The sequence below is a fragment of the Herpetosiphon llansteffanensis genome (assembly GCF_003205875.1).
Taxonomy (GTDB): domain Bacteria; phylum Chloroflexota; class Chloroflexia; order Chloroflexales; family Herpetosiphonaceae; genus Herpetosiphon; species Herpetosiphon llansteffanensis.
In genome coordinates this window covers 88,463-115,265 of record NZ_PUBZ01000080.1, presented here as the reverse complement: position 1 = coordinate 115,265, position 26,803 = coordinate 88,463, and the positions used below count along the sequence as shown (strand labels likewise).

The following is a 26,803-nucleotide window of genomic DNA, read 5'->3' as shown; positions in this document are numbered from 1 at the left end:
GTGAGGGAACGCTCCACAGCCGACCAATCGCTCAAAACCTACCCTTGTAAGGAGGGGGTCGGGGGGTGAGAGCATGCACCACAACAAACCGCCAATAAATCCCAACCAAGCTAAAATTTCCATCGTGTTAATCCTTATAAGCCTAATCAGGTCATGAGACGCATTCAAGCGCTTAAAAATAGCTAAAAACACTAGAGCTAATTTGATTGAGTTCGCTGTCTGCGACTGCGATACTGAAACCAACTTCCACTACGTCCCCGCCATGGTTTCGTTCCACCCCCGTGTAAGGAGGATTGTATGTCGTTGGTTCTACGTCGTTTTGGCATGATCGCATTTATGGTCATGTTCATTTTAGCATTAGCAATTGGCAGTTCTGCCAAAGCCGCGCCGCAGGCCCAGGCCGATGCGGAAAGCCTCGATCTTGGCGATGCGCCATCGTCGAACAACAATTTTGGCTTGCTGATGGATGCCTACAGCGGTGTGCCCGCCAAGTATCCAACCGTCTTCTCGACCGTGCCCAATGGCCCTTCGCACATCTTTGCCAAGCTGATTCACCTTGGCCCTGGTGTAAGCCCAGAAGCAGAAGCCGATACGGGCTTTGATGCTGATGGCCCGAATAACATCAACCCCAGCGCCAACACGCCCAACCAAGATCGCTACGACAACGCCTTCCTTAGCCCGTTGGACATCAATAGCTTGCCCAACTGCCAGCCAACCCAAATCCGCTATCAAGTAACGGTCGATCCAAGCTGGACTGGTGGCACGATCAAGCTGTACACCAACCTGTGGTTCGATTGGGATCGCAGCGGCTATTGGGGTAGCGCAAGCTTCTTCTGTAATAATACTCCCACCACCGAATGGTCAGTTCAAAATGATCTTAACGTGATCACGGGGCCTGGAACCTATATTTTTAGCACCTCGGCCTTCTTGCCAGTCAACACCAACAGCAACAAGCCATTGTGGATGCGGATTTCGCTGAGTGAAAGCCCAGCAACCAACGACGATGGTCGTGGTCCAGCCAACCGCTGGAAATATGGCGAAACCGAAGATTATTTATTGACTGGCACTGATCAGCCAACCCCAGTGCCAACCCGTACCTTTACCCCAACTCCAGTGCCAACCCGCACCTTTACCCCAACCCCAACCGCAACCGCGACGGCAACCAATACCCCAACGCCGCCACCAACCCGGACATTTACGCCAACCCCAACGCCTGCCAATGATATTATCTCCGATCTTGGCGATGCGCCGGATTCGACCAACCACTTCTCTACCAGCATGTTGGCCTATGCCCCAGCGACTGGTGCACGCTACCCAACCGTGTTCGACCCTAGCACTGGCTTGCCCGAAGGCCCGTTCCACTACGATGCCAAACAAGTTGTGCTTGGTAATTTAGCAACCTTCGAGCGTGAGGCCGACACTGGCCCCGATGCTGATGGGGTCAATAACATTCAGCCAAGCACCAACTTCCCCAACCAAGATAAAGCTGACGATACGTTTTACTTAGGCGTGCCAACTGTCAACAGTTTCTTGCCTGCCTGCCAAAGCGAAACCCTCGATTATCGCGTAACGGTCAACAGCGTGCCATCAGGTGTCAACCGCTTGTATGTCAACGTCTGGATCGACTGGAACCGCAGCGGTTTCTGGGGCGGTTCGGTGCAATGTAATGGTGCATTGGCCAATGAATGGGCCGTGCAAAACCAAATGATTCCAGTCACGAGCGGCAACTATGTTTCAACCAGTTTCCTGAGTGGCTTGCAAGCCTCGAACCCTGGCGATCTCTGGTTGCGGATTACAATTAGCGAAAGCCCAGCAACCAACGACGATGGCCGTGGCCCAAGCAGTGGCTGGAAATATGGCGAAACCGAAGATTATCTGTTGCGCTATACAACCGATGTTACGCCAACCAATACCCCAACCAATACCCCAACCAATACCCCAACCCCAACCATTACGCCGAGCATTACGCCGAGCATTACGCCAACCCCACCGCCTGCAATCAGCGATTTGGGCGATGCTCCCGATTCAACCAATAACTTCGGGGTCAACATGACGACTTACGTCAGTGGTGTGATTGCGCGCTTCCCCACCGTGTTTAGCGGTGCTGCGCCAATTGGCCCCTACCACCGCGATGCGCGCCGCTATCACCTTGGGCGCAAAGTAACCTTTGAAAAAGAGGCCGATGTTGGATTCGACATCGATTATACCCATAACATCTCGCCAACCCTCAACATGAACGACCAAGATCGCGCCGATGACGGATTAGTTAGCCCACGCACCTTGCAGGCGTATCAAAACTGTAGTGCTACGCGGTTTACATATACCGTCACCAATAATACGGCATCAAACATTACCGTCTATTTCAATTCATGGTGGGATTGGAACCGTAGCGGCAATTGGGGCGGCACGTTCCAATGCCCCAATGGCTTGTCCAATGAATGGGCTGTGCAAAATCAAGCGATTGTGCTGGCTCCTGGAGTCAATACCTTTACCACGCCAACATTCTTCCCCTACCATCCACCACAACGGGCAGGTATTTGGTTCCGCATGACGGTCAGTCCAACTCCAGCTGGCGCTGCTGATGGCCGTGGTCCAACCAGTGGCTGGGAGTTTGGCGAAACCGAGGATTATATCTTTATGCCCGATTTGGGCGATGCACCTGATAGCAATAACAGTGCAGCCGCTAATATTCTGGCCTATTCGCCAGCAACCCAAGGCTTCTTCCCAACGATTTATAATCGCGTGCCAGCAGCTTTGCCCAAAGGCCCATTACACCAAAACTTAGGCTTGCCCTATATGCTTGGCAAGACCCTGACCGCCGAAACTGAGGCCGATGTTGGGCTTGATGACGACGCGACGACCAACATTCAAACCGCGCTCAACCGTGGCAATTACGATCGGGCCGACGATGCCTTTAGTGGCGGCCCACCAACCGCCAACAGCCTTGGCCATTGCCGCGCCAACCGACTGCCCTACACCGTGACCTTGCCCCACAATCCGCCACAAACTGGCTCGATGACGGCCTATGTCAATGTGTGGATCGATTGGGGAGTCAATGGTCAATGGGGTTCAACCTATAGCTGTGTCGATGCCTTGGGCGTAACCCGGACTGCCAACGAGTGGGCGGTCCAAAACCAAGTGATCAATCTTAGTGGCCCGAATGCCTATAGCTTGTTCACATCGACGTTCTATTCGTATCAGCCAACCATGCCCTACAAGCCGCTTTGGCTGCGAATTACGATTAGCAATACGCCAGCAACCGCTGCTGATGGCCGTGGCCCAACTGGTGGCTGGGCCTATGGCGAAACCGAGGATTATCAACTCAAGGTCTTGTTGACCCACGTGGTTGGCGGCCATGTGCGCGACGTAGCTGGCTTGCCAATCGCCGATGCCAATGTCTACTTGTATCGCCGTAGCACGACTGGCAATCCAAGCCCTGAGTTTGTTGCCAGCACCCAAACCGACGAACAAGGCAATTACGAAGTGAGCGCCGAAGCCAACGGTGAATACTTGGTCTTTGTCGAGCAGGCTGGCTACCAATCAATTTGGTACAAAAATGCAGCTACCGCCGACCAAGCCCAGCCAATTTCAGTCGCCGAGCCTGGAGTCAGTCAAATTGACGTGACCCTCGTTGCCAATGGTGGAACAGAGCCAGACCCCGATCCAGAACCAACGACCCGCAAAAAATAACTGGCACTGCTCGCCAATTTAAACAATGAAGTTACCAACGCTTGCTCGGCCAATTTTGGCTTGGGCAGGCGTTGGCGTTTGCGGAGGATTATTCGATGAAAACGCGTCTGCTTCGGTGTTGCTTGCTAATCGGTTTACTTCTGAGTGCCATGCTCCCGCCAATCGTGAGCCATGCAGCACCCCAAGCAGCGCCATTGGTGGCCATCTATATTTTGGCCTACGATAATCGGCTTGATAGCCCAATGAATTTAACGCCCTACTATGCCCAAACGCTCACCAGCATTACCAATGCAACCGTCGGCCAGCCCAACCTTACCGCGATTGTGTTGACCGACCTGAGCGGCATGGGCGATACCCATGTGCGGGTTGTGCACAACGGCAATGTCAATACATTAATTGGCCTGCCTGATTACGATGGCAGCATCAATAGCACGCTTAAAGAATATGATGTGACCGATGGCAAAACCTTAGGGGGCTTCTTGCTTTGGGCCAAAAGCAGCTATCAGGCCCAAATCTATACCCTCAGTTATATTGGCCATGGCGTGCCAGTGATGCCCGATATTGAGATTGCCGCGATCACTGAGCCGGAACGTCCAGCCAGCATTAATTTGCCACCCTTGCCCACGCGCATCGGAGCTAACGCCGATGTAACCGACCATACCTTAACCATCAGCAGCACCGACTATAGCGCGCTCTCGCCTAACGATTTGGCCTTGGCCTTGGCAATTGCCGCCCCAGTTGGCCCACGCTTTGCAGTAATCGATGTGCTGATGTGTTTCGCTGGTTCGGTTGAGGCCTTGTATCCGCTTGCACCATATGCCGAATATCTCACTGCTTCGCCCAATTATGCCTTCTTCGACCCAACCATGCCCGGCAATGCCTTGATTGGCTTAAACAGCAACCCAACCTCATTGCAAATGGCGCAGCATATCGTCAACACCTACCATAATCAATTACCCAGCACTGATCACCCACGGATTTTGAGCGTGATCGCTGCCGATCAATTGGCTGGCTTCAAAACTAGTTGGGATACGCTCTCAAATGCAATCTATCTGAGTTTGCTCAATCCAAGCCAGCGCCCAGCAACCCGCACGGCCTTATACAATGCCTACATTCAAAGCAAAAAATATGATTTAACCTACTGCGAGCCAAGCGATTGGCAGCTCGATGCGCCTGATGGCTTGGTTGATCTGCGGACATTTGCCCATGCGCTGAGCCAAACATTTAGCAATCTCAATTCGCAGATTGCCAACTTGGCAATCCAAGCCCGCAACCGAATTCGCAATAGCTATGGCGATCCAATGGTTGTGGTCTATCGCGTGGTTGATAACGATTACCCGTGGTTTGACCCAACGCCAAGCCAATGGATGTTTGATGGCCCAAGCGCACTGAGCATCGACGATGATGCGGCTGGATTAAGCTTATACGCCGACTTGCAAGGCTTGCCCGTAACTGGCGCGACCGAATTAAGCTGGCATGCCCATTGGTATCACGATGATGCGACCCAGCCCGATAATCCCAACCCACTGGCATTTTTGGCCGATCTCAGCCAGCGCAATGGCTGGGATGAAGTGTTTCAGGAATATTGGCGCGATATTGATTTGCAAACTGCGTTATGTACGCCAAGCTTGCCTGCAACCCGTGATCAAGGCTTGCCACGCGCCGACATCAGCCTCAGCCAACTTGGCCCAAGCGAAAGCAGTTTGGCGCTCAATGAATCAATTCGTTTGAATGTGGGCTTGAATGTCAGCCGCGCTGTGCAACGCAGCGATTTACGCTTCGAGGTAATGAGTAGCGGAACAGTGGTATTTAGCGATAGCTTGCAATTAACCAACCTGAACCCTGGCAGCCAACGCATCTTTGCCCAAAAAATTTGGCAACCAACCACAGCTGGAGTTTATAGCGTGCGGGTCGTTGGCGATAGCGGCCAGCATGTGCAAGAAAGTAACGAGAGCAATAATCTGCTCAGTCGCTCGATCAGCATTAGTGCTAGCACACTGCGCCGCCCAATTATCAATGCCAGCAGCCAAAATAACCTGCAATTATCGAACAGCCCAACCCTCACCTTGAATGTGCAACAACAAACCAACAGCGGCAAGCCAATTTCAAGTTTGCTCATCCAAGCCTATCAATATCAAGCGAGCGCTGGCAATCCACGCGTGCAAACTCCCGTTTTACGTGCAACAACCACGATCAATCAATTAAATTTGCCCACTGTGCAGCTGAGCCTTGCGGGCTTGGAGCCAGGCGCGGTGCTGTTGTATGTCTGGGGAACATCGGCCAACGGCTCAAGTTTGATTCCGGCGATTGTGCGGACGAATTATGCGCCCTTGCCAGCGACGATCAATCCAAGCCAGAAACACGTTTTTCGCTTTACACTCAAACGCCAGCAAGTTCAAGCTTTTAAACTGCAAAGCCACGTTGGCAACAGCAACCTACACGCATGGGAGCCATATATTTGGACTGCGCCAACCCAACAAGCAACCAGCAACGGCATTGATCAGATCAGCTATAACCCAACGCCGTTAGCTGGCGAATATATTATCCAAGTTAGCAGCAGCGATAACAGTCGCTATCTATTTACCGCCATGCCCAACCCACCAACTGGGCGCACGCTGGAAGTCGTAAGTAGCAAACAACCACGCCCAAGTTTTGAGGAGCCAAATCCATTTTTGCCAACCCATCAGGTATTTATGCCCGCTGTGCAGCAGTAGCTACGGTTGGGCATTCCCTCACCCCCCAAACCCCCTCTCCCACTGAACGCGGGCGAGGGGGAGCAACCGTTTTTACCGACGCAGGGAGCAAGAACCATGGGATTAAAGCCCCGCGCACGGGAGAGGGGTTGGGGTGAGGGGATCTTAACACCTACCCTTGTAAGAAGCCCCCTCGCCCGAAAGTGGACGCGGGCGAGGGGGCTGACGGAGCCATAACAAGCTAGAGGATTATTTCCGGATTGATGAGACTGCCACCACGGGCCATACCTTTAGCAATCTTGACGGGATCGCCGTTGTAGAGCACGGTCAACGGGCCAGCCATCGCACTAAAGCGCTCGCTGGTAACTTGCCATTCATGCATGCGGCTGCCACCAAGGTAAATTGGCGAACCAGAGCGCAGCCAGCTAAACAAGTCGCGCATCAAATCGAGCACGGTTTTCGCGCCTAGCTGAAACGGCACCAACATCACGGCCAACGACCACGGCTCGGTTGGGAAGCCATCAGGATCGCGTAGTTCGGCCAACTCTTGCAAGACGGTTGCATTGGTAAATTTTGCCAAGGCTTCGCTGGCAGCTTGCCAACGATCATATTCGCTGGTGATCAGCACCAACTGACCATCGGGAATTTTGGGCGCGAGCTGCAACGCCAAATCAACCAGTTCATCACCAAATAAAATAATGCGATCGGCTGGCGATTCGGGCACAACCAACCCTTTGAAATGGGGAGCAACCAAGGTTGCATATTCGTTGCGCCGATCAGCCCGATTCTGTTCGCGCGCACCACGTCCCTTTTGACGGGCCATGAAAACTCCTTAAACTTATTGTTGTTGAGCGAGTAAATTAACTTCCAGCCGAATATCCTCGGCAGGAATTTCGACAACCATGGTTAATGCAGTCGGATTCTTGATCGGCAACGTCAGATCAAGCGTCGTATTGGCGTTGGGTGGCAAATTGGCCGCTGCATCGCCTTGGGCAGCAAAAACAGTGCCGGATTGGTCGGTAAAGCGAAATGCCGACAATGGCACGCGCAATTCTTGCTTACTAATATTGGTAACGACACCTTTAATTTGCAAACCATCGCCTACTTGTTGGAGCGATTGAATATCGACTTTGAGCTTATCATTAGTTACGACAGGCGTAATTGGCACCACAGCCTCGCCACCTTGCAAACGGGCAATCGCCGTCGAACTCCATTCCTGGACTGGCGCAGGCAACGGCAAAATCGGCGTACCAAGATCTTGGCTGGCCACTTGGGTTGCGTTGGCTTCGGCGAAGCGGCTGCGCAGCGTTTGCTCGCTATCAGGGTTACAAGAACGAGTTGAAACCAAAAAAATCAGCACCAGTGCGATAATCACCCCGATCAGCGCCGGTGGTGGGCTATTGAGTCGCTGTGAAAACATGATCAACCTCCAGCACAATCGTACCAAGTATTGTACCGTGCTTTTGCAAACCGGCGTTAATCAACGAAGGTCATACCCGCAGCATAGGACAAAAATCCATGTTTTCGTACAGCCCGATTAACGCTACAATACGCGCATCGCTCCCTGCACCCAACTTTTGCAAAAAGGAGTTCCACGCTAATGAGCTTCGAAACATACGACGACCTCTTTGAAGCGGTATCGGAGCTATACACGGCTCAGAAATATCGCGAAACGCTCGATTTACTTGATGCAGAGGGAGCGAAATTTCCCGAACATGCATCGATGATTTCCTACCTGCGCTCGTGTATGGCGGCCCGCATCGGCTTGCCCGAACATGCAATTCAGATTCTTAGCGAGGCGGTTGCCCGTGGTTTTTGGTATGGCGCAGAAACGATTCGCCAAACGCCCTCGTGGATCAGCCTCCAAGGCGACCCTGAGTTCGAGCGCTTGGCAGCGGTCTGTTTTCAACGCCAAATGGAAGCAGTCAAAGATCCCAAGATGTATATTTTGGGGCCAGATGAGCTAGGGCCGTATCCGCTGTTTTTTGCTTTGCACGGCAACGGCGATAATAGCATGCACACGCTGTATGGCTGGAACAATCTGATCGATATTGATTGGATTTTGGCCGCGCCGCAATCGGCGCAAGCAGAATCATCCGATGGCTATGTTTGGAACGATCAAGCGGTGGCGTTGCGGCAGTTGGTGCAGCAATTCACCGATGTTTCCAATGAATATCAGGTTGATCCCGAACGAATTATTTTGGCGGGCTTTTCGATGGGTGGCGAAACGGCCTTGCGCTTGGCCTTGATTGGGCCAATTGAAGCGCGTGGGTTTGTCTTGCTTGGCCCAGGCGGCCCAACCATCGACGACCCTGAGGAATGGTTGCCTGAAATTCGCGAGGCCAAAGGCCGCAATCTGCGTGGCTATATTTTGGTCGGCGAACACGATCGTACAATTCCCCACGACCAAATCAAACGCATGGTCACATTATTGAATGATAACGGAATTCCCTGCGAGCTGGAAATTATCCCGGGCCTACGCCATGCCTATCCCAGCAATAGCTTGGAATACCTGCACCGAGCGTTTAAATTTATTGGAGTTGCCTAATGCGTTTAGGGTTGCTAGCCGATATTCATGGCGATGGTATCGGCTTTCAACGGGCTTTGGATTGGTTTGCCAGCCACGCGACTGATACAATTTTGTGTGCTGGCGATGTGGTTGATCGCGGGCCTAATGCCGATGCCATTGTCCAAGAATTAATCAAGCGCGCAATTCCCTGCATCAAGGGCAACCACGAATTTACCTTGTTGCGCGAGCATAGCCGTTGGAGCCAAAGTAGCCAGCGCGAACGCTTAGCCAGCAGAGGCCGGATTGTCAGCCAAGCCACCTTAGATTATGTTGCCGCGCTGCCAACCAGCCTGCGTTTGCCAGTTGAAAATCAGCGTTTGGTGCTGGCTCATGGTGCGCCATGGAGCGATGTGGTTGATATGTTGCCCGAAGCGCGCAGCAGCAAATGGCAACGGCTGCTCAACGAACATCCGCATGATCAGATCATTGTGCTTGGCCATACCCATCGCCCGATGCATGTGCGTTGCGGCCATCTGACGGTGCTCAATCCCGGCTCGGTTTATGGCGTAACCATCCGCGATAGCCACAGCTGCGCCATCTACGACACGCACAGCGATAGCATGACCCTCTACGATCTCAAAACGCAACAAACCAGAATTTGCCCCGTGGTCGAACTTGATCATTAAACATAAGTAGCCTGCCCAAAATCCTACCCTGAATCAATCATCAATTGAGCCATTATTTCAAATACGGTAATTAATTTGTGATTAATTCACACCGAAAGGGGATACTCTATCCCATTCGACAAGTTGCAACGAGTTTGTTAGAATAGCGTTAGATTGAGAGAGCGAAGTGGAGCAAGGTTTTGCTGCGTACCGATGTGCGTAGGATTGACATATCCCTTTGTGCTCATCAGTCTTGGATTGTTTTGAGTGAAAGGGCTTTTTTATGCCTTCATCTCGTCCGTCACGCATGCTGGCCATGCTGCTGTTGACCTCGGTGCTCACCAGTCTGCTGCCGCACGCAGCCGCTGCCGCACCGACCACCCTTACCCCAACGGCCCGCGCCATTCCAGCGGTGCCAACAGTGCTCGACGAACCCCCGCCCGGCCATCGCCCGGCTGCGGCCACCTCTATTCTTACGCCTGAGGAGTATGCCGAGATCGTCAATCGCGCGATTGAGGAGACCCATCAAGCCCAGTTCGATGGCACGTTTTCGGGTGGCATCCAACACGAGGTCTTCACCCATAACACACTGTATGAAGTTACCTCCCAACAAGACCCACAACTCGAGACCAGTACAGCCTTGCCGATCATTATTCCGGCCTATGCCCACGATAGTTTTAAAGTCGATCTCGCCTTTAAAGCCTCAACCATTGGCCCCTATTTTGATGCCGCTCGCGCCGTCGTCTTTGTGAAACCCGTGGGCAGCTCTACCTGGATGCCCGCAAGCACTATTGCGGAACAATTCGATCCCATCAGTACCGACCCCACACCCACGACCACGTTTCATGTGACGTTTACGGGTGTCAACCGACTGCCCGCTGATCAGCCGATTGAAATGCGCATCGCCTGTAATTCGTTTTTTAGTACTGCTGGCTGGTGTCGCTTCAGCAACTTTCGGTTTTATGATGACGCCCCTGGTTGGACTCGCTATGAGTCTGAGTCTGAGACTGATTCGTGGTCATCAACGACCTGGACCGAACGGATTGGGGTGGTCAATGATTCATCAACGAGCGACGGCCCGTTTTTCCTCGTTGATATTCCCTCCGGTACCCGTACGGGTATTGGCCCTGGTAATGGAATAACCTATCGCGGTGGGCGGATGCGCATGCCACCCCTTCAATCTGGCGATACCTTGCAGGGAACCCTGCGCTGGGCGGAAGATTCGCGGCAACCAGTCGCCCCAGTCCTCCCACGGGGCGAAATTCGGATTGAGTTTTTGCCTGATAGTCCTCCCGGTGCGCAGCCGGTAACCTTAGCGATGGTACCTGGACGACCCAATACCACGCCATCGTCGTTGTGGCATCAAGGTGATTTGCTGACCATTCCGGTTGCAGATGTGGCCAACAAAACGGGAACCTTTGCCATTCACATTGAAACCGGTGCAAGGTCCCCTGCCTTTGTGGGGATTGATAGTTTCAAACTGTATTTGAACGGCCAAGAACTGATCTGGTCTAATACACATAATGACCAAAGCTATAATTGTAAATGTAGCAAAACCGCCGCTGGTGGATATCAATTGGTAATTGGCGATCCGGTCAACACGCTCTCTGGGGTATTGATTGAATCGGCCATCGATGCCACGATTGCCACCGCGAGCACTCCGTTGAGCATGCAACGGACGTATGTCTCAGGTTTAGCCGATCCGGCAACCGTTCCCCAAAGCCCGCTTGGCTTTGGCTGGCGCTTTAACTACGGCGAAACCCTGACCTTGCCGAGTGCAAGCGTTGGCGCTGAGCCAAACACGATTATCTATGAATCCGCTGAAGGTAACCGCTATCGCTTCCGCGATTATGGGGGAGTGTATTCTGCGGCTCCTGGGATTCGCGCAAGCTTAAGCGCGGTCAGTGGTGGCTATCGCATCACCTTCCCCGATCAAAGCTGGCGCGAGTTTGATAGTGCTGGCCGCCTCGTCAAATTAGCGGATAGTGCTGGCCGGACGCAAACCATCAGCCTCAGCATGAGTGGCAGCACCAAAGATTATCCGCTCGCGGTCACGGATGATTTCAGCGGACGCACGCTCGATTTCAGCTATACGACGGTCAGCGGCGTTGGGCTACGGCTCCAGACCGTCACTGACGATCTGAATCAGGTCACGACCTATGGCTATGATACGGCAGGCCATCTAACCTGGGTGACCAGCCCCCAAGGCACAATCACCCGCTACGAAACCAATAGCCTGCATCAAATCATTGGCATTGCCAAAGGCTTGACCAGCTACGACACCACCGCCAGCCGCCGCGATTTGGTGATGACCTACACGGCAGGCAAGGTGACCCAGCAAGTCGAACGCGATGGCCGCACATGGCAGTATGCCTACGCCACCACGCCAACTGGCGAACCGCAAACCACGATCACGATTCGGCGCAATGGCGTGATTTTGGATACCCAAATTGCCCATTATCGTAGTGATCGGACGTTGCGCTGGGTTGAACACAATAACACCTTCAGTGGCTACCAAACGAATGATATCCAGTTTGCAGCAGCAGCGCAGGCGAACCCCAATGGCACAACGGTGCGCAGCACCGCCAATGCAGTTGGCTTAACAACGCGGATCGAAGCTGGATCAATTGGTAGCAGCAACCAGCATAGTCTGAGTGGGATCGCCACCACCATTAGCTATGGCAGCAACAATCAGCCAGAAACAGTAACCGCACCGGGTAATATCGTCACCACAACCCAATATAATGCTGCGAACCAACCGATAAGTGTCCAACTTGGCAATATGTCAGCGACAACCATGACCTATCTTGCGGGCAGCAAGCTGCCCGAAACCGTCACGAGTCCCGATGGGGTCGTGACCAAATATAGCTACACAGCGTTGGGCCAAGTCAGCCTTGTCGAAGTCGGCTATGGCACCAATACGGTCCAAAAAACGGCCTATAGCTACGATGTTCTTGGCCGGCTGACTGATGTCACCATTGGGTATGACACTAGCTTAGCCACCACCACCCATAGCGACTATCGCGCCGACAACCAAGTCTGGAAAGTCACCCAGAATTATAAAAATGGCGGAACTCCTAGCACAGCCACCCAAAATGTGGTGACCGAGTATGGCTATGATAGCTATGGGCGTGTAATCTGGACTAAAGGCCCCGATGGCCGCTACCGCGATGTCACCAGCTATGATAGTGCTGGCCGCGTCCGCTGGATCGTTGATAACGCGCTCACTGGCAGTGGTGTACCAACCATCCCAACCCTCACCGGCAATCCACCAGCCTTCAGCCCCAGCTATCCCAGCGGCAATGTGGCCACCCTCTTTGGCTACGACTGGCTGGGTCGCACGACGCTCGTGACCCAAACTGGTATTCTGACCGGTACCTTCAATCCCAGCACCTTGCTCTGGAGTAGCAGCACGACCCGTGTGACCCGCACCGAGTATGATGCGCTCAGTCGTCCAGTGACGACTACCTTGAACTATCGCGCCGATATCAATGGCGGTCAGTTCAGCCCGCAATATACCGATGTCAATGTCCAAACCTATACCTACTACGATGGGGCGGGCAATGTCACCTGGACCCGTGATGCTCTGCGGCGCTGGACCCGCTTCGAGTATGATGCGCTGAGTCGTCCGGTCACCACCACGCTCAACTACGAAAATGGCAATCCGTTGACCATCGACAGCGCCAACAGCAGTTGGGCGAGCCTGAGCGATACCGATATCGTCCAGGTGACCCGCTATGACAGCGCAGGCCGCGCCGATCGCACGATTGACAACTATGTTAATGGCGTGCAAGCAACCTTTGCCCCCAATCCGACGCTGCCATGGCAGATCAGCGATGTCATCACCGACCGCATGACCCTGACCACGTTCGATAATCTTGGTCGGGCCACGCAAACGACGAACAACTCTGTAACCGCCAATCCCGGCGCGCTTGCGGAACTGAATCAAACCACCGGCACGATTTATGCGCCCAATGGCAGGGTCGTCGCAACCTATGATGTGACAGGCCAATTCACCGTACCAATCTATGATACGCTTGGTCGCGTGACCAAATCGGTCGAGAACTGTCGCAATGCGAGTGGCGTAAAAGTCAGTAGTTTCTGTAGTACGCAAACCAGCGACCGCAATGTGCTTAGTGCGCAAGTCACCTATGATGCGCTTGGCCGGGCATTTGATGTCATTGAGACCAGCAATACCCGAACCCGCACATTCTATGATGGGCTGGGCCGTGTGACCAGCGTCATCCAAAACGAGCAGCCTGGGGTAGCACCGACGTCAACTATCAATGTCACAACCCTGACCAGCTATGCCGATGCCGCAGGGATTACGGTTACTACCACCGACCCAACCGGCAAGGCCACGACCACCACTCGTAACCTCGATACAGGTGTCACCAGCACGACGGCCCCGAGTGGCTTGATCACCCGCACTGGCCCGCGCTGGAGCAAAACCCCCGATGGTCAAATCAGCGTCAGCATGATCGACGGCCTTGGGCGCACGATCCAAAGCGTGAGCAACTATCAGGATGGGCTGATCACCGGTGCTGATGGCACCACCCGCGATTTGATCAGCCGCACCAACTATGATGTGGCGGGCCGCACGGTTGCCAGCAGCGACACGGTGGGGATCATCACCCATTATCGCTATGACCTGCGCGACAACCTGATTCAGGTCATCGAAAACGCCGATGGCCCCTGTAGCCAAGTCGAAGCCAGCGACTGCCAAGTTACGACCAACTATCGCTATGACCGCGCCGGCAATCAAACCGCCGTGATCAATGGCAAGGGCATTACCAGCCGCGTCCTGCGCTACGATGCCCGCGACCAACTGCGCAACCAAGAAGATGCGCTGCGCAATGGCACCAGCACCACGTACACCGTCCGCGGCGCGGTTGCCAGTGTCCAACCAACTGGAGCCACCGCGATCACGACCGGCTACGATGAACTGGGCCGCCCGATCAGCAAAACTGGGGCCGCTGGTGCTAGCCAAAGCTGGACCTATGATAGTGCTGGCCGCATGGCCACCGCCTTTGATGCCTCGGCCCAAAACACCGCAACGGGCAAAACCGGGGTCTTGACCTATAACTACGATGCCCTCAATCGGGTCAGTGGCATCCAACAATCGTTGGCTGACGATCCCAATGCCACTTGGACCTTGGGCTATACCTATGATGCCGCTGGTCGGGTCACCCTGATTGGGGGCAATAGCTACGGCTATGACAGCGCAGGCCGCCTGCAAACGGTTGGCCGTGGTGGCTTCACGATTGCCCAATACGGCTATAACAGCACGACCGGCTGGGCTGAAACCCTGACCCGCTCGGAAGCGGGCACCAGCCGCGCCGTCGAAACCACCCTGTACGACACCCTTGGTCGGGTGAGCAGTATCACGGTCAATGGGGCAACCGGCAGTGGCACAACCCCCACCGCCCAACTAACCCAATTTGGCTATACCTATGACCGCGCCAGTCGTCGCGTTACCTTCAGCGAAGTTCAGCTAAATGGCAGCGGGACGACAGTAACCGAAAACCATAGCTATGGCTACGACAATCTGGGGCGCTTGGCGAGTGAAACCGCCGGCAGCACCACGACCGGCTATGGCTACGACCGTGCTGGCAACCGCGTGCGCGTGGGCAGCACGAATCTCGACTATCAAAACAACGACCGCCGCACGGGCTGGAGCTACGATGCATCTGGCAATGTGCTGAACAATGGCACCCAAAGCTATACCTACGATGGCTTCAACCGCCCAACCACGGTCACGATTGGAGCGAATAGCTATAGCTACCGCTACCACGATGAAAGTTTGGTCAGCAAAAGCACCAACGGAACCCTGACCAATGCCTTTGTGACCGATCGCGTCGGCACATCGTACAGCAACCTCTTACGGATCAGCACCTTTGTGGGTAGCGACCAGTACGACACGACTTATGTCACGGGCTTAGGCGGCATTGTCTTGCACAGCGACCAAGTCAAGAATGGCACACCGGTCGTTAATGGCAAGAACTTCATGGTCAGCGATGCCCAACGCACCATGCGCATGACGATCAACAGTGCCAATGGCGCGCGCGGCAAACAAGATAGCGATGCCTGGGGTCAAGCCGTAGGCGCGCCGATCTCATCAATTCGCTATACCGGCGAGTTCTCCGATGCCCAAACCGGCTTAGTCTTCCTGCGCGCCCGCTGGTACAACCCAGCGAATGGCTCCTTCTTGAGCGTTGATCCGTTTGCTGGAAAGCTGTTAGAGCCACAGTCGCTTCATTCTTATACCTATGTTCACAATGATCCGATCAACAAAGTTGATCCAAGTGGCTTATTCTACTGCACAATTGCAAGAGCATTTGAATCTTTGGCGTACAACAAGTATTGTCAGGAAAAATCCGATAAACTTGATAAAGATGCAGCATTTAATGCACTACTTATAACCGATACACTTGGAGCATTGATTTATCTCTATACTTTAGAGGATTTACCAGGAGGTTCAAAAGTTCCTCAACATATCCGTGATTACCAACCACGTATTACTGTAGCAGAGGAACGTACTGATTTTGTCTTATGGTATATTTCTAACGACCGTAGTTCGGAATTTCATGCAAAATTTGATCGTGTAAAATTCAATGATACAGGATTAGCCGCCGAATTTCGCGATAGCCACTATGGAGGTTTTACTGGTAGCAACCAAATAAATCACTTTATGTCAGGAGTACATGCTACCTTACTCCTGCCTGATGGCATTGCTAAAGAATGTATGATTGGGCACGAAATTCTTGGTCAAGCAAGTAAGTGGGACCAGTGCATAGCCGAAGTTAACTCACATCAAATGGACCTCTTCGATAGGGCAATCGAGGCGGATAGGGCAGGATCCTATAGTGAGCGTGATTGTTATTTGAATGGAATCAGCGATGTTATTCCCAACATTCCTTTTAATTTTGCTGGTCTTACTCCTGCTACCGGAGGCAGAAGCATGCAAGATCTTAGGCTTTCGCTGAAGTCGTATATCTTTGCAGACAAACTTTATGATGAAGAATTGCGTAGTCTTGCGGATGTTCGTACCTGGCTACGAAACAATCTCCGCTAGTAGACTAAATAACGGAGCGTTATTTAATCTATTCAATAGCTAGCTACGCTCGCTTACAACCGATCAATCCTTACTCTGATTGGAATCAACCAGAGTAAGGATTGATCAATCTAGTTAATTTAGTATTCGAGTATAGGATTAAATGAGATATGGTTTTTTTGGCATCATTGATTATTTAGATATATCGATATATACCTATAGCCTGATGTGAGTTAAGCTGCCTGAAGAATAGTGAATGTCAGCACATCAATGCCAAATCGTGCACGCAACACCGCTTTCAAGACCAAATGGGTCACTTTACTCGCAATGCGGGTCGCCAAGCCTTCCACCGTTTTGGCCAACAAACGCTCGACGTGCCGTCCCGTGTTTTGCAGTTCATGAAACGTCCCTTCGATCCGTTCACGGATCGCCCCGAGCAGAGCATCAAATGGCGCGGGAGTCCGCCGTTGATTGTGGCGTTTCGCTGTCCAGATGCGATTCTTCGTTGCGTCTCGTACGGCTTGTTGCCAGCGTTCACCGAGAAAGCCTTTATCCGCCCACACATCGGCATTGGTAATGTGGTCGAGAATTTCATCCGCAGCGGCGCGTTCGTCCGTATGGGCAGGCACGAGGTCATAGGCGACGGGAATGCCATCGAGGGTCGTGAGCATCACCAGTTTATAGCCAAAATAGTGCAGTTTGCGGCTGACACAGTACCCGTAGCTGGCACTGCCGGCGAAATCGCTGCGGGTTTTGGGACGGGTATACCCAACGACCGGAATCGGTTTCGTATCGAGAATGACCTGCGGACGGGTGACCGTTGCCCATGATTGGAGCCACGACCGCCGCAGCGGTTCAAGCAAGCCGCGCAGCCGATGGGCATGGCGATTGCATTGGCTTTGATGCGGCAGGGTCGGAAATAAATCACCATGGGTTGCCCGCAGAAAGCCTAGAAACCCCGTTTCGCTGGGAAACGGGACGAGATCCATGGCCAAGAGAATCGTTAACACCGCGCTTGGTGCCAGTGCTGGTCCAGGGACGGCTGGCATGGGATGGAGTATGGTCGACTGATACCAATCGTCAACCAGCACATAAACGATCGTGATCAGGTCAGAAAATGCTATACTAGCCATGGACGGAACTCCTATTGATGGTGATTAAGCACGTCCATCGTGGGACTTCCGTCGTTGTTTGTCAAGCGATCCTTTCGGAATAACTCACATCAGGCGTACCTATTGTTTAAGGCATCCATAAAGTCATCATCTGAATCATAAATATGCTAATTATAGTTTGGTAAGGATACCCTATGACTACAAAGCAACTGAATTGTCCGCTGCCGAGAATCGCCAACGTATTCAGCAGTTAAGGTACGGTGTTTGGCTAATAGGTATAGTAGTGATGCTATGTGTATGTATATTACTTATGACTCTGCCCATTGAGCTTCCCCCAGATGATAATGCAAGGCCTAAAACTAACCAGATCCTTCAATAATCTTTGTTCAGCAACAGAAATAGGTAAACGCGGAGCAAGATGTATCTTGAGCAGTACCCCAACCGAGAAGCAACCATCGAACTCCCATCACTGGCGCTCCTTACTGCTCCAGGCGATCAGCGCTCGGTCGTTGGCATGGGCACAGTCTTGCGCAATATTAAGGGTGGGCAGGTGTTAATCGGCCTGCTCGCGCAATCCATGCGAATCGGTAAATAAGTTTGATCCACGAAGGACACGAAGAGCACGAAGAACGGGAACCGCGAAGATCGCGAAGTTAAGTTTTTTGGCTCTTGGCTCTTGGCTTTGGGCTGTTGATTTCTGACTTTTGCATTCATCCCTCATCCCTCATCCTTCATTCTTCGGTTGCTCTGCGCCGCTGCGTTAAAACTCCAATCCACGAAGGACACGAAGAACGGAAACCGCGAAGCACGCGAAGATCGCGAAGGTTGATTTTTTGCCACAGATTCCCACAGATTGGTTTGATTATCTGCCCAAAGCCCATAGCCTATCGCCAAAAGCCATCGGTTCCTCTGCGCCGCTGCGTTAACATTCCGCTCCACGAAAGCAGTGAACCAATCCTCGCTAGAGCAAGTATAGCAATCTGACGATAATCCACAGGAGCGCCTATGACTACCAGCCTTGATGAGGCCTTAGAATACGTATTAAGCCGTCTATCGCCGCATACACCGCCAGTCTTTTTTGCCGAAATCATCGACCAGTTGACTTGGCTCGTTGATGAGAAGCGCGTAAGTATGTATCGGATTATGCGCGACTGGCTCCATTCCGATAATAAGGAGAAAGTGAAAATTGCCCTCTCGACAACCGAGGCGTTCGCTGTACCATCGGATGCAGCATCTCATGCAATCATTAATCGAATTATCGAGCGCTGGCCCGACCTCGCCCTACTGTGCAATAAATAGCAAGCTTAGGAACGGCATAAACGCTAACAGTTATCGTAGCTAGATTTCCTAATTATGCGAAAAAACAATGTCTAGGAGCAAGCACGTTGGTACATACGCAACAAGGAGATTCGATGAGCCTAACTATGGATGCAGCCATTGACTCGCTGTTTGGACACCTAGCTCCTCATACTCCACCAGAATTTTTTGCCGAAATCCTCGACGATATGATCTGGCTGATTGATGATCCTGAAATGGATTTGCAGCGGGTTGTCCGTGGTTGGATCTCCGCTAATCATGTGAAAAAAGCCCAAGTTGCCCTTTCAATCAGAGGAATGGCCTTGCTGGAATCGGATGCAGAACGCCATGCAATCGCTGAACAGATTGTTCGCCGTTGGCCCGAACTTGAGCCGCTGTGCCGGACTTCGCTCCAACTGTGAAGAGCAACCCCTTCTTGCACCCATAACGAGTTGCTGTCTAACAAGAGATTAGGGAGATATAGTTATGTCCACTAGCGATACAATTGTTGCTCACGCAATTGAACAGTTTAATCTGATCGCCCCGGTTCAGGTGGTTGCTCAGCTTCCTAGTGTTAATCATCAGAATCTGCATCTTCAGACGGCGAATGGCGATTTTGTATTGAAGTACTACGCCGTGGATCATGATGAAGCGGCGCTATTCTATGAACAGCAGTTGGTGCGCTGGCTATCGTGGCGACCAACCTCGTTTGCCGTGCCGATGCCGCTACGAGGACGATCTATCTATTATACGCTTAACGTTGGGGATATTCTCTATACCCTGACCCCTTTTATTGCTGGAGAAGCGCCAGAATTTCGGCTGCTGCCCAACGGCCAGCATCACCCAGCAATAAACCAATGGGCCTACGCCATGGGTACGGCACTTGGAGAATTGCAGACGCTGCTGCAAGCCCGTCCCGTACAGCATCGTCGCCCCTATGCGTTGTTTCAGTCCTTGCTTAACTATGCCAAGCCCCGCTATGACTCGCTGCAACTAGCGGCTGCTCAGTTTGGCGGCTCGGCCAGCGACGCGGAACTCTGGGCGTGGTGGCGCAGCGAAGCAGCCAACCTCATGGCATTTGTAGCGAATGAATATCCCGCCTTGCCTCAGCAAGTGTGCCATAACGACTTTGCACCACCAAACATCCTCATGCGCGACGAACGGGTAACCGCGATTCTCGATTTTGAATTTTCCTGCCCAGCGGCGCGTGCGCTCGATGTGGCTATGGCCTTGCGTATGACCATGCAACTCGATAGCAATCCGGCCAATCCGTGGGTGGTGGCTGAGCAATTTTGCCGTGGCTATGCAGAATGGATTAAGCTCACCCCTCAGGAAATTGTCGCCATGCCCCAGTTAATTGGCTTGCGCACCGCTATCCCGCTGATTTGGGCCATCAGCAAGCCCGAACTGCCGAGCCACACGAGTTTGGCGCAGGCAATTGGCCGCATGCAAGCGAGCAAAACATGGATGAACAACCATCAAGACCAATTGAGCGAATTACTGCAAACCTGTTTTGCTTAAGCTTTGTGGAGCTTTATGGCTCAAATGAGCACTCTATTGCCCAAAGTCGAGCACGCACTGAAACGAGGGAAATACCATGAACAATCTAGCCTTTGATATAGTCAATGTGGAACAGCGTGGTTCAACCGAGTGGCACGTCGCTGGACGGGCACTCACGGATATTTGTATCGGGGATATCCTCGAAATTCGCCTTCCCGACAAAACGTCCATGGCGAGCAAGGGCGCTTTTGTGGTGATGGCGATTAGCGCGTATAACGTGAGCATGCCCAAACTCCATTATGGAATGACGGGAATGTTAACCCTTCAAGATAACTACGGTGATCTCCTCACTAAGGGGGCGAAGCTCTTGCACGCCACCCCAGAATCATCTCCGGACGATGAACAGTATAGGAGAATCATAAAAGCCATGGTGAGGATTCAGGTTGAGGGCGACGTACGAAACGAAGTTCTTGCGTTCAAGCAATCGCTGGAAGCCCACGCCGAGGATCTCCTATTTCAGCGTATCACGGCGGTTGGAGAGCGGTTCGTGATCTACGGGGCGGTGTTACGGCGCGCCATGCCATCGACCATTGAGAACTTTATCGATATCCTGCGACGCTTTAATGAGAAGGTGGATACGCTGTTGGGCTTATCCTTTGTCCAACACATCAGGGAGCGCGAGAAAGAAGCCAAACTATGGGAAGATCGCACCTACAGACTCCAGAATCGATCTCAATGGAAATTGTCCTTTGTCCAGTCCCTAGTAAAACGTCGGAACGAAGCCAAAATACGGGCAGCGCGTGCAGCCAATGACCAGTATCTGTCCAATGCGCTAGCCCTAGGACCCAGCTCTGAAGTAACCGCTGCGTTTGTGCTGACCATGCGGTGCTTCCTCGACGATAGCGAAGAATGTTCACTGGAAAATCTCGCGCAACACTACCAAGCTGCAACGATTGGCACCGAGCATGCCCGCCGCTATCTCGCGAATCGAAATGTGTACAATATTGCATTGGATGGAGTTACGGAGCTGGTTAATCGAGAGCAGGTCATCGATACCGATGGGAACGTGATCGGCAGTATCGACAAGCCGCTCACCCAACGGCAGGTGTTTGATCTGTGGGTCTATGGGGGTCTCTCGCACGCCAAGCGAACCAAAAAGCAACAGTTTGATGCGCTCGTTGGCGACCCCGTAACGCGGGCGCTGCTCTGGCAGAGCTTTGTTGATACACTGGATGAGTATTGCGGTCTTTTGGAAATACAGAGAAACATCAGCAGAGCGATGCTCTTGGAGTTGGAAAAGCCTGTTTGAGTGATGGGAAGGATTGCCTCAAAAAGACGCATCCTGTGGGGAGACCACAAACAAGTCAGGGGCATCGGCCTCAAGGGTTGGCTGCTCCAGCTGCGGGCACATCGGCCAGATATAAGCTTGGCTTCGCTATTCCCAGTATCCTGCCTCCAATCGAGCTTTGATTAAGATTTTGTAACAATTTTAGGCAAAAACAGCCAGTACAACGAACAAATGTGGTGCTGGCGAGCGATCATGCTGCGGTTTGACATGCCAAACCAGTACCAAACAACGCACATCAACGAACATTTATACCGATGAGTGTATAGAAATGTTAGGAAATATTTTCCTTGTAGCGCTATGTTCAATTTAGCATAATGATCATAATGCTCGTGGCAATTGACCCAAGTTTAGAGAAAAATGCGCCTAAATGGAGAGAATATAGAGAAACTTGGAGAAAATATCCCCCATTAATCATCCCACATAAAGGGGATACGAAACTGCTTATGGTGTAGGATCAGAGGGATAACACCAAGGGATTAATCTGTATCACGTATCAGCTTGACACTACCTAGCAAAACGTCTATGATACGGCAGGAAACGGAATTCTTAGCAAACTCTTAACACAGCTTATCATCGTGCCATTTCGTCGGTGAACCTTAACAATTGAGCCAGGAGGAAACCCTGTGGACTTTATCCTTCCAGCTCTGGCTTTACTCATTGGCCTAGCTGCAGGCGCAGGCGGTGCCTATGTTTGGTTAACAAAAAAATCTGGTGTAGCACTCGCCCAAGCTGAAGCAGCAGCACAACTACAATTAGAACAAGCCAAGACTGAGTACAAACAATTGCAATTAAAAGCCCGCGAAGAACAACAACAGTTGCGGGAAGTTGGTGAAAACGAACTCCGCGAAGCCCGCGTCCGCTTGCAAAAACAAGAAGAACGGGTCAATCGCAAAGAAGAAACTCTAGAACGTAAGCTCGACCAAACCGAAAAGCGCGATCGGCAGTTAGGCCAGCGCGAGCGAGCGGTCGAAAACTTACACACTGAAGCCGAACGCCTCCGCACAGCCCAACAAGCTGAGCTGGAGCGGGTCGCAGGTCTCACTAACGAACAAGCACGTGAAATCATTCTGACTCGTGTTGAACAAGAAACCCGTGCCGAAGCTGCTCGCCGCATCCACGAAATCGAAGCGGCAGCAAAGCTCGATGGTGACCGGATTGCACGCAAAATCGTTGGGTTGGCGATCCAACGCTGTGCATCGGATTATGTCGCCGAAATTACTGTAAGCACGGTACAACTGCCCAGCGAGGAACTCAAAGGACGGATTATCGGGCGCGAAGGCCGCAATATTCGAGCCTTCGAACAAATTACCGGGGTCGATATTATTGTCGACGACACGCCCGAAGCGGTCACGCTCTCATGTCACGACCCAGTACGTCGTGAAGTGGCTCGCCTAACCCTGAACCGCCTGTTGAAAGACGGTCGGATTCACCCCGCCCGCATTGAGGAAGTCGCTGATAAAACCCGCCAAGACCTTGAGCAAATAATCCGCGAAGAAGGCGAACGCGTGGCCTACGAAGCCAACGTCCAAGGCCTTCATCCAGATCTGATGAAGATTCTGGGGCGGTTGAAATATCGTACCAGCTACGGCCAAAATGTGTTGCAACATTCGTTAGAATGTGCCTTTTTGGCAGGAGCGATGGCAGCAGAACTGGGCGCGAATGTGCAGGTTGCCAAGACCGCAGCCCTGCTCCATGATATTGGAAAAGCCATTGACCACGATGTACAAGGGCCGCACGCGTTAATCGGCGCAGATATTGCCCGACGGCTTGGCCGCAACGCGGCGGTAGTTCATGCAATTGCTGCCCATCATAACGATGAGGAACCTCAAACTGTTGAGGCCTTTCTTGTTCAAGCCGCCGATGCCATCTCTGGGGGTCGCCCAGGTGCCCGCCGCGAGACCATCGATCTCTACATCAAGCGGCTCGAAGCTCTTGAACATGTCGCCACATCGTTTCCTGGTGTTCAACGGGCATTCGCAATTCAAGCAGGTCGGGAAGTCCGGGTTATGGTGCAACCCGACGCGCTTGACGATCTCGAAAGTATCCATTTGGCCCGCGAAGTGGCCAAAAAGATCGAGAGTACCCTGCAATATCCAGGTCAAATCAAAGTTACCGTCATCCGCGAAACCCGTGCGGTTGATTATGCACGGTAAGTAGGCGAAGCTCTGTGTCTGAGGGAAAGGGCAACGCTGGCCCAAAACCAGCGTGAACATGCTGCTTGGCAAGCGGCTGTTCAACGCTCTTTCCCTCAACCTGAGAAGGCGCGATGCGTGCATGACAGCAATCTCTACCGTTCCTTTTCAAGGAGGCAGCAATGGCGTATCAACTTGATCGCTTTAGCAACGACGACCAACGGACCACTTCAGCCGATGCGCCCAGCAATGCTGGCGCAGTACACAACGATGCAGAAGTTTTAAAGGTCTCAACCCGTTCACGCCCATCGGCTGTTGCCGGGGCCATTGCCGGAGTTATTCGCGAAGCTGGCCATGCCGAAGTTCAATCGATCGGCGCTGGTGCAACCAATCAAGCGATTAAAGCGGTTGCAATCGCACGTTCATACCTTCAAGAAGAAGGCATCGATATTGTTTGCGTCCCATCATTTATTGATGTTGCCATCGATGAAGAGGAACGCACGGCAATTCGCTTGTTGATCAAAAAAGGCTAAAGCAGGTTGGGGCGGTTGCATGCCGAGCAATTGCTGTTGGCACCATAAATCAAGGCGATTGGGCTGATGCTCGATCGCCTTGATGCGTTTTAGGCTACATCTGAAACCCACCAGGGTTCTGTATTTTTTTGGTAAACCAGTAGCGAAAATCAGCAACATGGCGGCTGAGCTTGACGCTGAGTTCTTGCCATTCGTTGCTTTGCAAAAATGAGCGTAGTTCAATCTCTTCATCCGAGGTGATCCCGAGGATCATCTCTGGGGCCTCAGGCGTTCCGCCCAGCGAAAGCCAAGCATCGCTAATTGCGCCATGCTTCATCAGGGCTGGAACAAACTCACTCGTGACATACTCAAGATGAGCTTGCTCGCGGCCTTCTGCTATATTCCAACTCATCAGTAGTTTTATCATAGTTCTATTGTAGCAGAATTCACAGCCAGCGGCAGCATTTTGAGCTGCTTTAACAGCCAGATGGCCAAGGGTCGTGGGTCGCAATATAGGCCTGATTATCCATTGCATTGGGCCACATACTTGGTGTAGGCTAGGGCTATTGGTTCGCTTGGTTTACGACAGGTGGCTCTATGTCGATCAACTGTTATGCATGTCAAACCGTTGTGGCAGCAACGGATGTTCGTTGTCCACAATGCCATCAACCCTTGCTGCTGCGCAATCGCTATCGCGTCAAAAGCCTGCTTGGCCAAGGCGGTTTTGGTGTGGTTTACGAAGCATTCGATGTCGATTTAGCCCGCCATTATGCGATTAAATTGATTACTGCAAATTCGCCAGCTATGCGCGAACAGGTCACGGTCGAGGCCCAAATTCTGGCCCAACATGCGCGCCATTTGCCCTTTATTCCCGAGGTCTATGATATTTGGAGCGAGGGCAACATCATTGCTTTGGTGATGGAGTTTGTCAGCGGCACAACCGTTGGTTCATTAATCGAGGCCCACGAGCGCTTAGCGGCAAACGTGGTCGAGCATTTTCTAAACGTGATGCTTGGTCAATTAGCCCAATTGCATGCGCTCAATATTATTCATCGCGATATTAAGCCCGAAAATATTAAGCGGACCGCCGACGATCGCTTGGTACTGCTCGATTTTGGCATTGCCAAACGGAGCCAAAGCACCGAAACCGCCGCCAAAGCGTTTTCGCTGTTTTATGCCTCGCCTGAGCAATCGCGCGGTCGCGCCACCGATGCCCGCTCCGATTTGTATAGCCTTGGCGCAACCGCCTACCACATGCTAACCGGCCATTCGCCAGTTCCAGCAGAATCACGTATTTCCGGCCATATTCGGCTGCGTCGCCCGAGCGAGTTGGCCGATAATGTGCCAGCAGCGTTAGATGCACTTATGTTGCAATTGCTCGAGCTTGATCCAAATAAACGGCCTGATTCGGCCCAAAAAGCCTTGCAATTACTCAAAAACCCAAGCCCAGCCAGCCCAGCCATCAACGAAAACAATACAATTCGTGGGCCACAGCTCGCCTCGAGTGCAGGCAAGGCGACGATTGCACTCAACACCCCAAGCCTAGCCGAAGCTGCGCCAGCCAAAAGCAAAGCCCGCTGGTATATTGGCATTTTTGGCTTGTTGATTGTGGTTGGCTTAATTGGCACACAAGTTATGTTGAGCATGCGCTCGGCGGGTGCAGTTGATTCGACTGCCACGGCTCAGGTTATTGCAATTATTAATTTGCCATCGACTGAACCAACTGCCAGCATAGTTCCCGCTACCAGCGAGCCAACTCCGAGCACAGCGCCAACGCCCGAAGCGCCAACCGCTGTTGTTGAACCAACTGCCGAGCCAACCCTCGTGCCGCCAACCGCTGAACCAACTGCCGAGCCAACTCAAGCCTTAGCGCCCGAAATTAACCAATTGGCCGATTTAATCAATCAATTTCGCAGCCAAAATGGGCTACCACCTTTACTTTTGCAACCCCAAGTGCAAAGCGTGGCCCAAGCCCATAGCGCCGATATGGCCAACAATAACTATTTTAGCAACATGACCCCTGCTGGCCAAACAATTGGCGATTTGTTGCGTCAAGCAAATCACATTAGCAGCTTCTGGAATGTGCATATTAGCGCTGGCCATAGCAATGCCCAAGCTGCCTTCGACGCGCTGATCAACGACCCCGGCTTGCAGGCCAATTTGCTCAGCCCCAACATTAGCGAGTTTGGCATCGGCCATGCCCAAAATGCCCAAGCAACCTACGGCCATTATTGGGTCGTTGTCTATAGTCAACCCTAAATCATTGCCCTTTTGCATGACCATGGTATGATC

18 protein-coding genes are annotated in these 26,803 nt (G+C 52.4%); 13 read left to right on the top strand and 5 right to left on the bottom strand.

The window, feature by feature from the left end:
• The first annotated feature begins 297 nt into the window (after positions 1-297).
• Positions 298-3,690 carry a carboxypeptidase-like regulatory domain-containing protein gene (locus C5S61_RS06780; RefSeq protein ID WP_110514299.1) on the top strand — a complete coding sequence of 1,131 codons (3,393 nt, stop codon included), beginning with the start codon at positions 298-300 and terminating at the stop codon, positions 3,688-3,690.
• A gap of 18 nt (positions 3,691-3,708) precedes the next feature.
• Here C5S61_RS06780 and C5S61_RS26785 read toward each other — a convergent pair whose 3' ends face one another.
• On the bottom strand, positions 3,709-3,885 hold the full coding sequence (locus tag C5S61_RS26785) for a hypothetical protein (protein WP_164689262.1): 177 nt from the start codon (positions 3,883-3,885) through the stop codon (positions 3,709-3,711).
• A gap of 2 nt (positions 3,886-3,887) precedes the next feature.
• Between C5S61_RS26785 and C5S61_RS06775 the strand changes: the two genes are divergently transcribed.
• The gene (locus C5S61_RS06775; protein WP_164689261.1) at positions 3,888-6,404 is read left to right on the top strand and encodes a clostripain-related cysteine peptidase; all 2,517 of its coding nucleotides are present in this window, start codon (positions 3,888-3,890) and stop codon (positions 6,402-6,404) included.
• A 220-nt stretch (positions 6,405-6,624) separates the two neighbouring features.
• Here the strand turns inward: C5S61_RS06775 and C5S61_RS06770 are convergent, their stop codons facing one another.
• Complete coding sequence (locus C5S61_RS06770) at positions 6,625-7,206, bottom strand: hypothetical protein (RefSeq protein ID WP_110514297.1); 582 nt, start codon at positions 7,204-7,206, stop codon at positions 6,625-6,627.
• Positions 7,207-7,221: 15 nt separating this feature from the next.
• Positions 7,222-7,803, bottom strand: coding sequence for a hypothetical protein (locus tag C5S61_RS06765; protein WP_110514296.1), 582 nt, complete (start codon positions 7,801-7,803; stop codon positions 7,222-7,224).
• A 180-nt stretch (positions 7,804-7,983) separates the two neighbouring features.
• Between C5S61_RS06765 and C5S61_RS06760 the strand changes: the two genes are divergently transcribed.
• The 3 genes from C5S61_RS06760 (at position 7,984) to C5S61_RS06750 (ending at position 16,632) form a co-directional block, all read left to right on the top strand.
• Positions 7,984-8,931: an alpha/beta hydrolase gene (locus C5S61_RS06760; protein ID WP_110514295.1), complete on the top strand. Its 948-nt coding sequence runs from the start codon at positions 7,984-7,986 to the stop codon at positions 8,929-8,931.
• Positions 8,931-9,578 (top strand): metallophosphoesterase family protein, encoded by a 648-nt coding sequence (locus C5S61_RS06755; protein WP_110514294.1) that lies wholly within the window; start codon positions 8,931-8,933, stop codon positions 9,576-9,578. Before C5S61_RS06760 ends, C5S61_RS06755 begins: the two co-directional genes overlap by 1 nt.
• 262 nt (positions 9,579-9,840) lie before the next feature.
• Positions 9,841-16,632 (top strand): RHS repeat-associated core domain-containing protein, encoded by a 6,792-nt coding sequence (locus C5S61_RS06750; protein ID WP_110514293.1) that lies wholly within the window; start codon positions 9,841-9,843, stop codon positions 16,630-16,632.
• A gap of 212 nt (positions 16,633-16,844) precedes the next feature.
• Here C5S61_RS06750 and C5S61_RS06745 read toward each other — a convergent pair whose 3' ends face one another.
• Positions 16,845-17,744, bottom strand: a complete 900-nt coding sequence (locus tag C5S61_RS06745; protein ID WP_164689260.1) for an IS982 family transposase — start codon at positions 17,742-17,744, stop codon at positions 16,845-16,847.
• 397 nt (positions 17,745-18,141) lie between these two features.
• Here C5S61_RS06745 and C5S61_RS26780 point away from each other — a divergent pair, with 397 nt between their 5' ends.
• The 7 genes from C5S61_RS26780 to C5S61_RS27390 all read left to right on the top strand — a co-directional run bounded on the left by C5S61_RS26780 (position 18,142) and on the right by C5S61_RS27390 (position 24,532).
• The gene (locus tag C5S61_RS26780; RefSeq protein ID WP_164689259.1) at positions 18,142-18,318 is read left to right on the top strand and encodes a hypothetical protein; all 177 of its coding nucleotides are present in this window, start codon (positions 18,142-18,144) and stop codon (positions 18,316-18,318) included.
• Positions 18,319-18,728: 410 nt separating this feature from the next.
• Positions 18,729-19,022 carry a hypothetical protein gene (locus tag C5S61_RS06740; RefSeq protein WP_110514292.1) on the top strand — a complete coding sequence of 98 codons (294 nt, stop codon included), beginning with the start codon at positions 18,729-18,731 and terminating at the stop codon, positions 19,020-19,022.
• 113 nt (positions 19,023-19,135) lie between these two features.
• Positions 19,136-19,441 (top strand): hypothetical protein, encoded by a 306-nt coding sequence (locus C5S61_RS06735; protein WP_110514291.1) that lies wholly within the window; start codon positions 19,136-19,138, stop codon positions 19,439-19,441.
• 64 nt (positions 19,442-19,505) lie between these two features.
• A complete protein-coding gene (locus C5S61_RS06730; protein WP_110514290.1) occupies positions 19,506-20,540 on the top strand; it encodes a phosphotransferase in 1,035 nt (344 codons plus the stop codon).
• A 76-nt stretch (positions 20,541-20,616) separates the two neighbouring features.
• On the top strand, positions 20,617-21,828 hold the full coding sequence (locus C5S61_RS06725) for a hypothetical protein (RefSeq protein WP_110514289.1): 1,212 nt from the start codon (positions 20,617-20,619) through the stop codon (positions 21,826-21,828).
• 662 nt (positions 21,829-22,490) lie between these two features.
• Positions 22,491-24,020 (top strand): ribonuclease Y, encoded by a 1,530-nt coding sequence (rny, locus tag C5S61_RS06720; protein ID WP_110514288.1) that lies wholly within the window; start codon positions 22,491-22,493, stop codon positions 24,018-24,020.
• A gap of 161 nt (positions 24,021-24,181) precedes the next feature.
• Positions 24,182-24,532 (top strand): stage V sporulation protein S, encoded by a 351-nt coding sequence (locus C5S61_RS27390; protein WP_012192314.1) that lies wholly within the window; start codon positions 24,182-24,184, stop codon positions 24,530-24,532.
• 94 nt (positions 24,533-24,626) lie between these two features.
• Here C5S61_RS27390 and C5S61_RS06710 read toward each other — a convergent pair whose 3' ends face one another.
• Positions 24,627-24,923, bottom strand: a complete 297-nt coding sequence (locus C5S61_RS06710; protein ID WP_110514287.1) for a hypothetical protein — start codon at positions 24,921-24,923, stop codon at positions 24,627-24,629.
• A 185-nt stretch (positions 24,924-25,108) separates the two neighbouring features.
• Between C5S61_RS06710 and C5S61_RS06705 the strand changes: the two genes are divergently transcribed.
• Positions 25,109-26,770 (top strand): protein kinase domain-containing protein, encoded by a 1,662-nt coding sequence (locus C5S61_RS06705; RefSeq protein ID WP_110514286.1) that lies wholly within the window; start codon positions 25,109-25,111, stop codon positions 26,768-26,770.
• Positions 26,771-26,803 lie beyond the last annotated feature (33 nt).

Bases quoted from the DNA above. Each gene is read 5' to 3' on its own strand.
- C5S61_RS06780 (WP_110514299.1), top strand. From the start codon at position 298: ATGTCGTTGGTTCTACGTCGTTTTGGCATGATCGCATTTATGGTCATG.
- C5S61_RS26785 (WP_164689262.1), bottom strand. From the start codon at position 3,885: ATGGCGCTGCTTGGGGTGCTGCATGGCTCACGATTGGCGGGAGCATGG.
- C5S61_RS06770 (WP_110514297.1), bottom strand. From the start codon at position 7,206: ATGGCCCGTCAAAAGGGACGTGGTGCGCGCGAACAGAATCGGGCTGAT.
- C5S61_RS06765 (WP_110514296.1), bottom strand. From the start codon at position 7,803: ATGTTTTCACAGCGACTCAATAGCCCACCACCGGCGCTGATCGGGGTG.
- C5S61_RS06760 (WP_110514295.1), top strand. From the start codon at position 7,984: ATGAGCTTCGAAACATACGACGACCTCTTTGAAGCGGTATCGGAGCTA.
- C5S61_RS06755 (WP_110514294.1), top strand. From the start codon at position 8,931: ATGCGTTTAGGGTTGCTAGCCGATATTCATGGCGATGGTATCGGCTTT.
- C5S61_RS06750 (WP_110514293.1), top strand. From the start codon at position 9,841: ATGCCTTCATCTCGTCCGTCACGCATGCTGGCCATGCTGCTGTTGACC.
- C5S61_RS06745 (WP_164689260.1), bottom strand. From the start codon at position 17,744: ATGGCTAGTATAGCATTTTCTGACCTGATCACGATCGTTTATGTGCTG.
- C5S61_RS26780 (WP_164689259.1), top strand. From the start codon at position 18,142: ATGTATCTTGAGCAGTACCCCAACCGAGAAGCAACCATCGAACTCCCA.
- C5S61_RS06740 (WP_110514292.1), top strand. From the start codon at position 18,729: ATGACTACCAGCCTTGATGAGGCCTTAGAATACGTATTAAGCCGTCTA.
- C5S61_RS06735 (WP_110514291.1), top strand. From the start codon at position 19,136: ATGAGCCTAACTATGGATGCAGCCATTGACTCGCTGTTTGGACACCTA.
- C5S61_RS06730 (WP_110514290.1), top strand. From the start codon at position 19,506: ATGTCCACTAGCGATACAATTGTTGCTCACGCAATTGAACAGTTTAAT.
- C5S61_RS06725 (WP_110514289.1), top strand. From the start codon at position 20,617: ATGAACAATCTAGCCTTTGATATAGTCAATGTGGAACAGCGTGGTTCA.
- C5S61_RS27390 (WP_012192314.1), top strand. From the start codon at position 24,182: ATGGCGTATCAACTTGATCGCTTTAGCAACGACGACCAACGGACCACT.
- C5S61_RS06710 (WP_110514287.1), bottom strand. From the start codon at position 24,923: ATGAGTTGGAATATAGCAGAAGGCCGCGAGCAAGCTCATCTTGAGTAT.
- C5S61_RS06705 (WP_110514286.1), top strand. From the start codon at position 25,109: ATGTCGATCAACTGTTATGCATGTCAAACCGTTGTGGCAGCAACGGAT.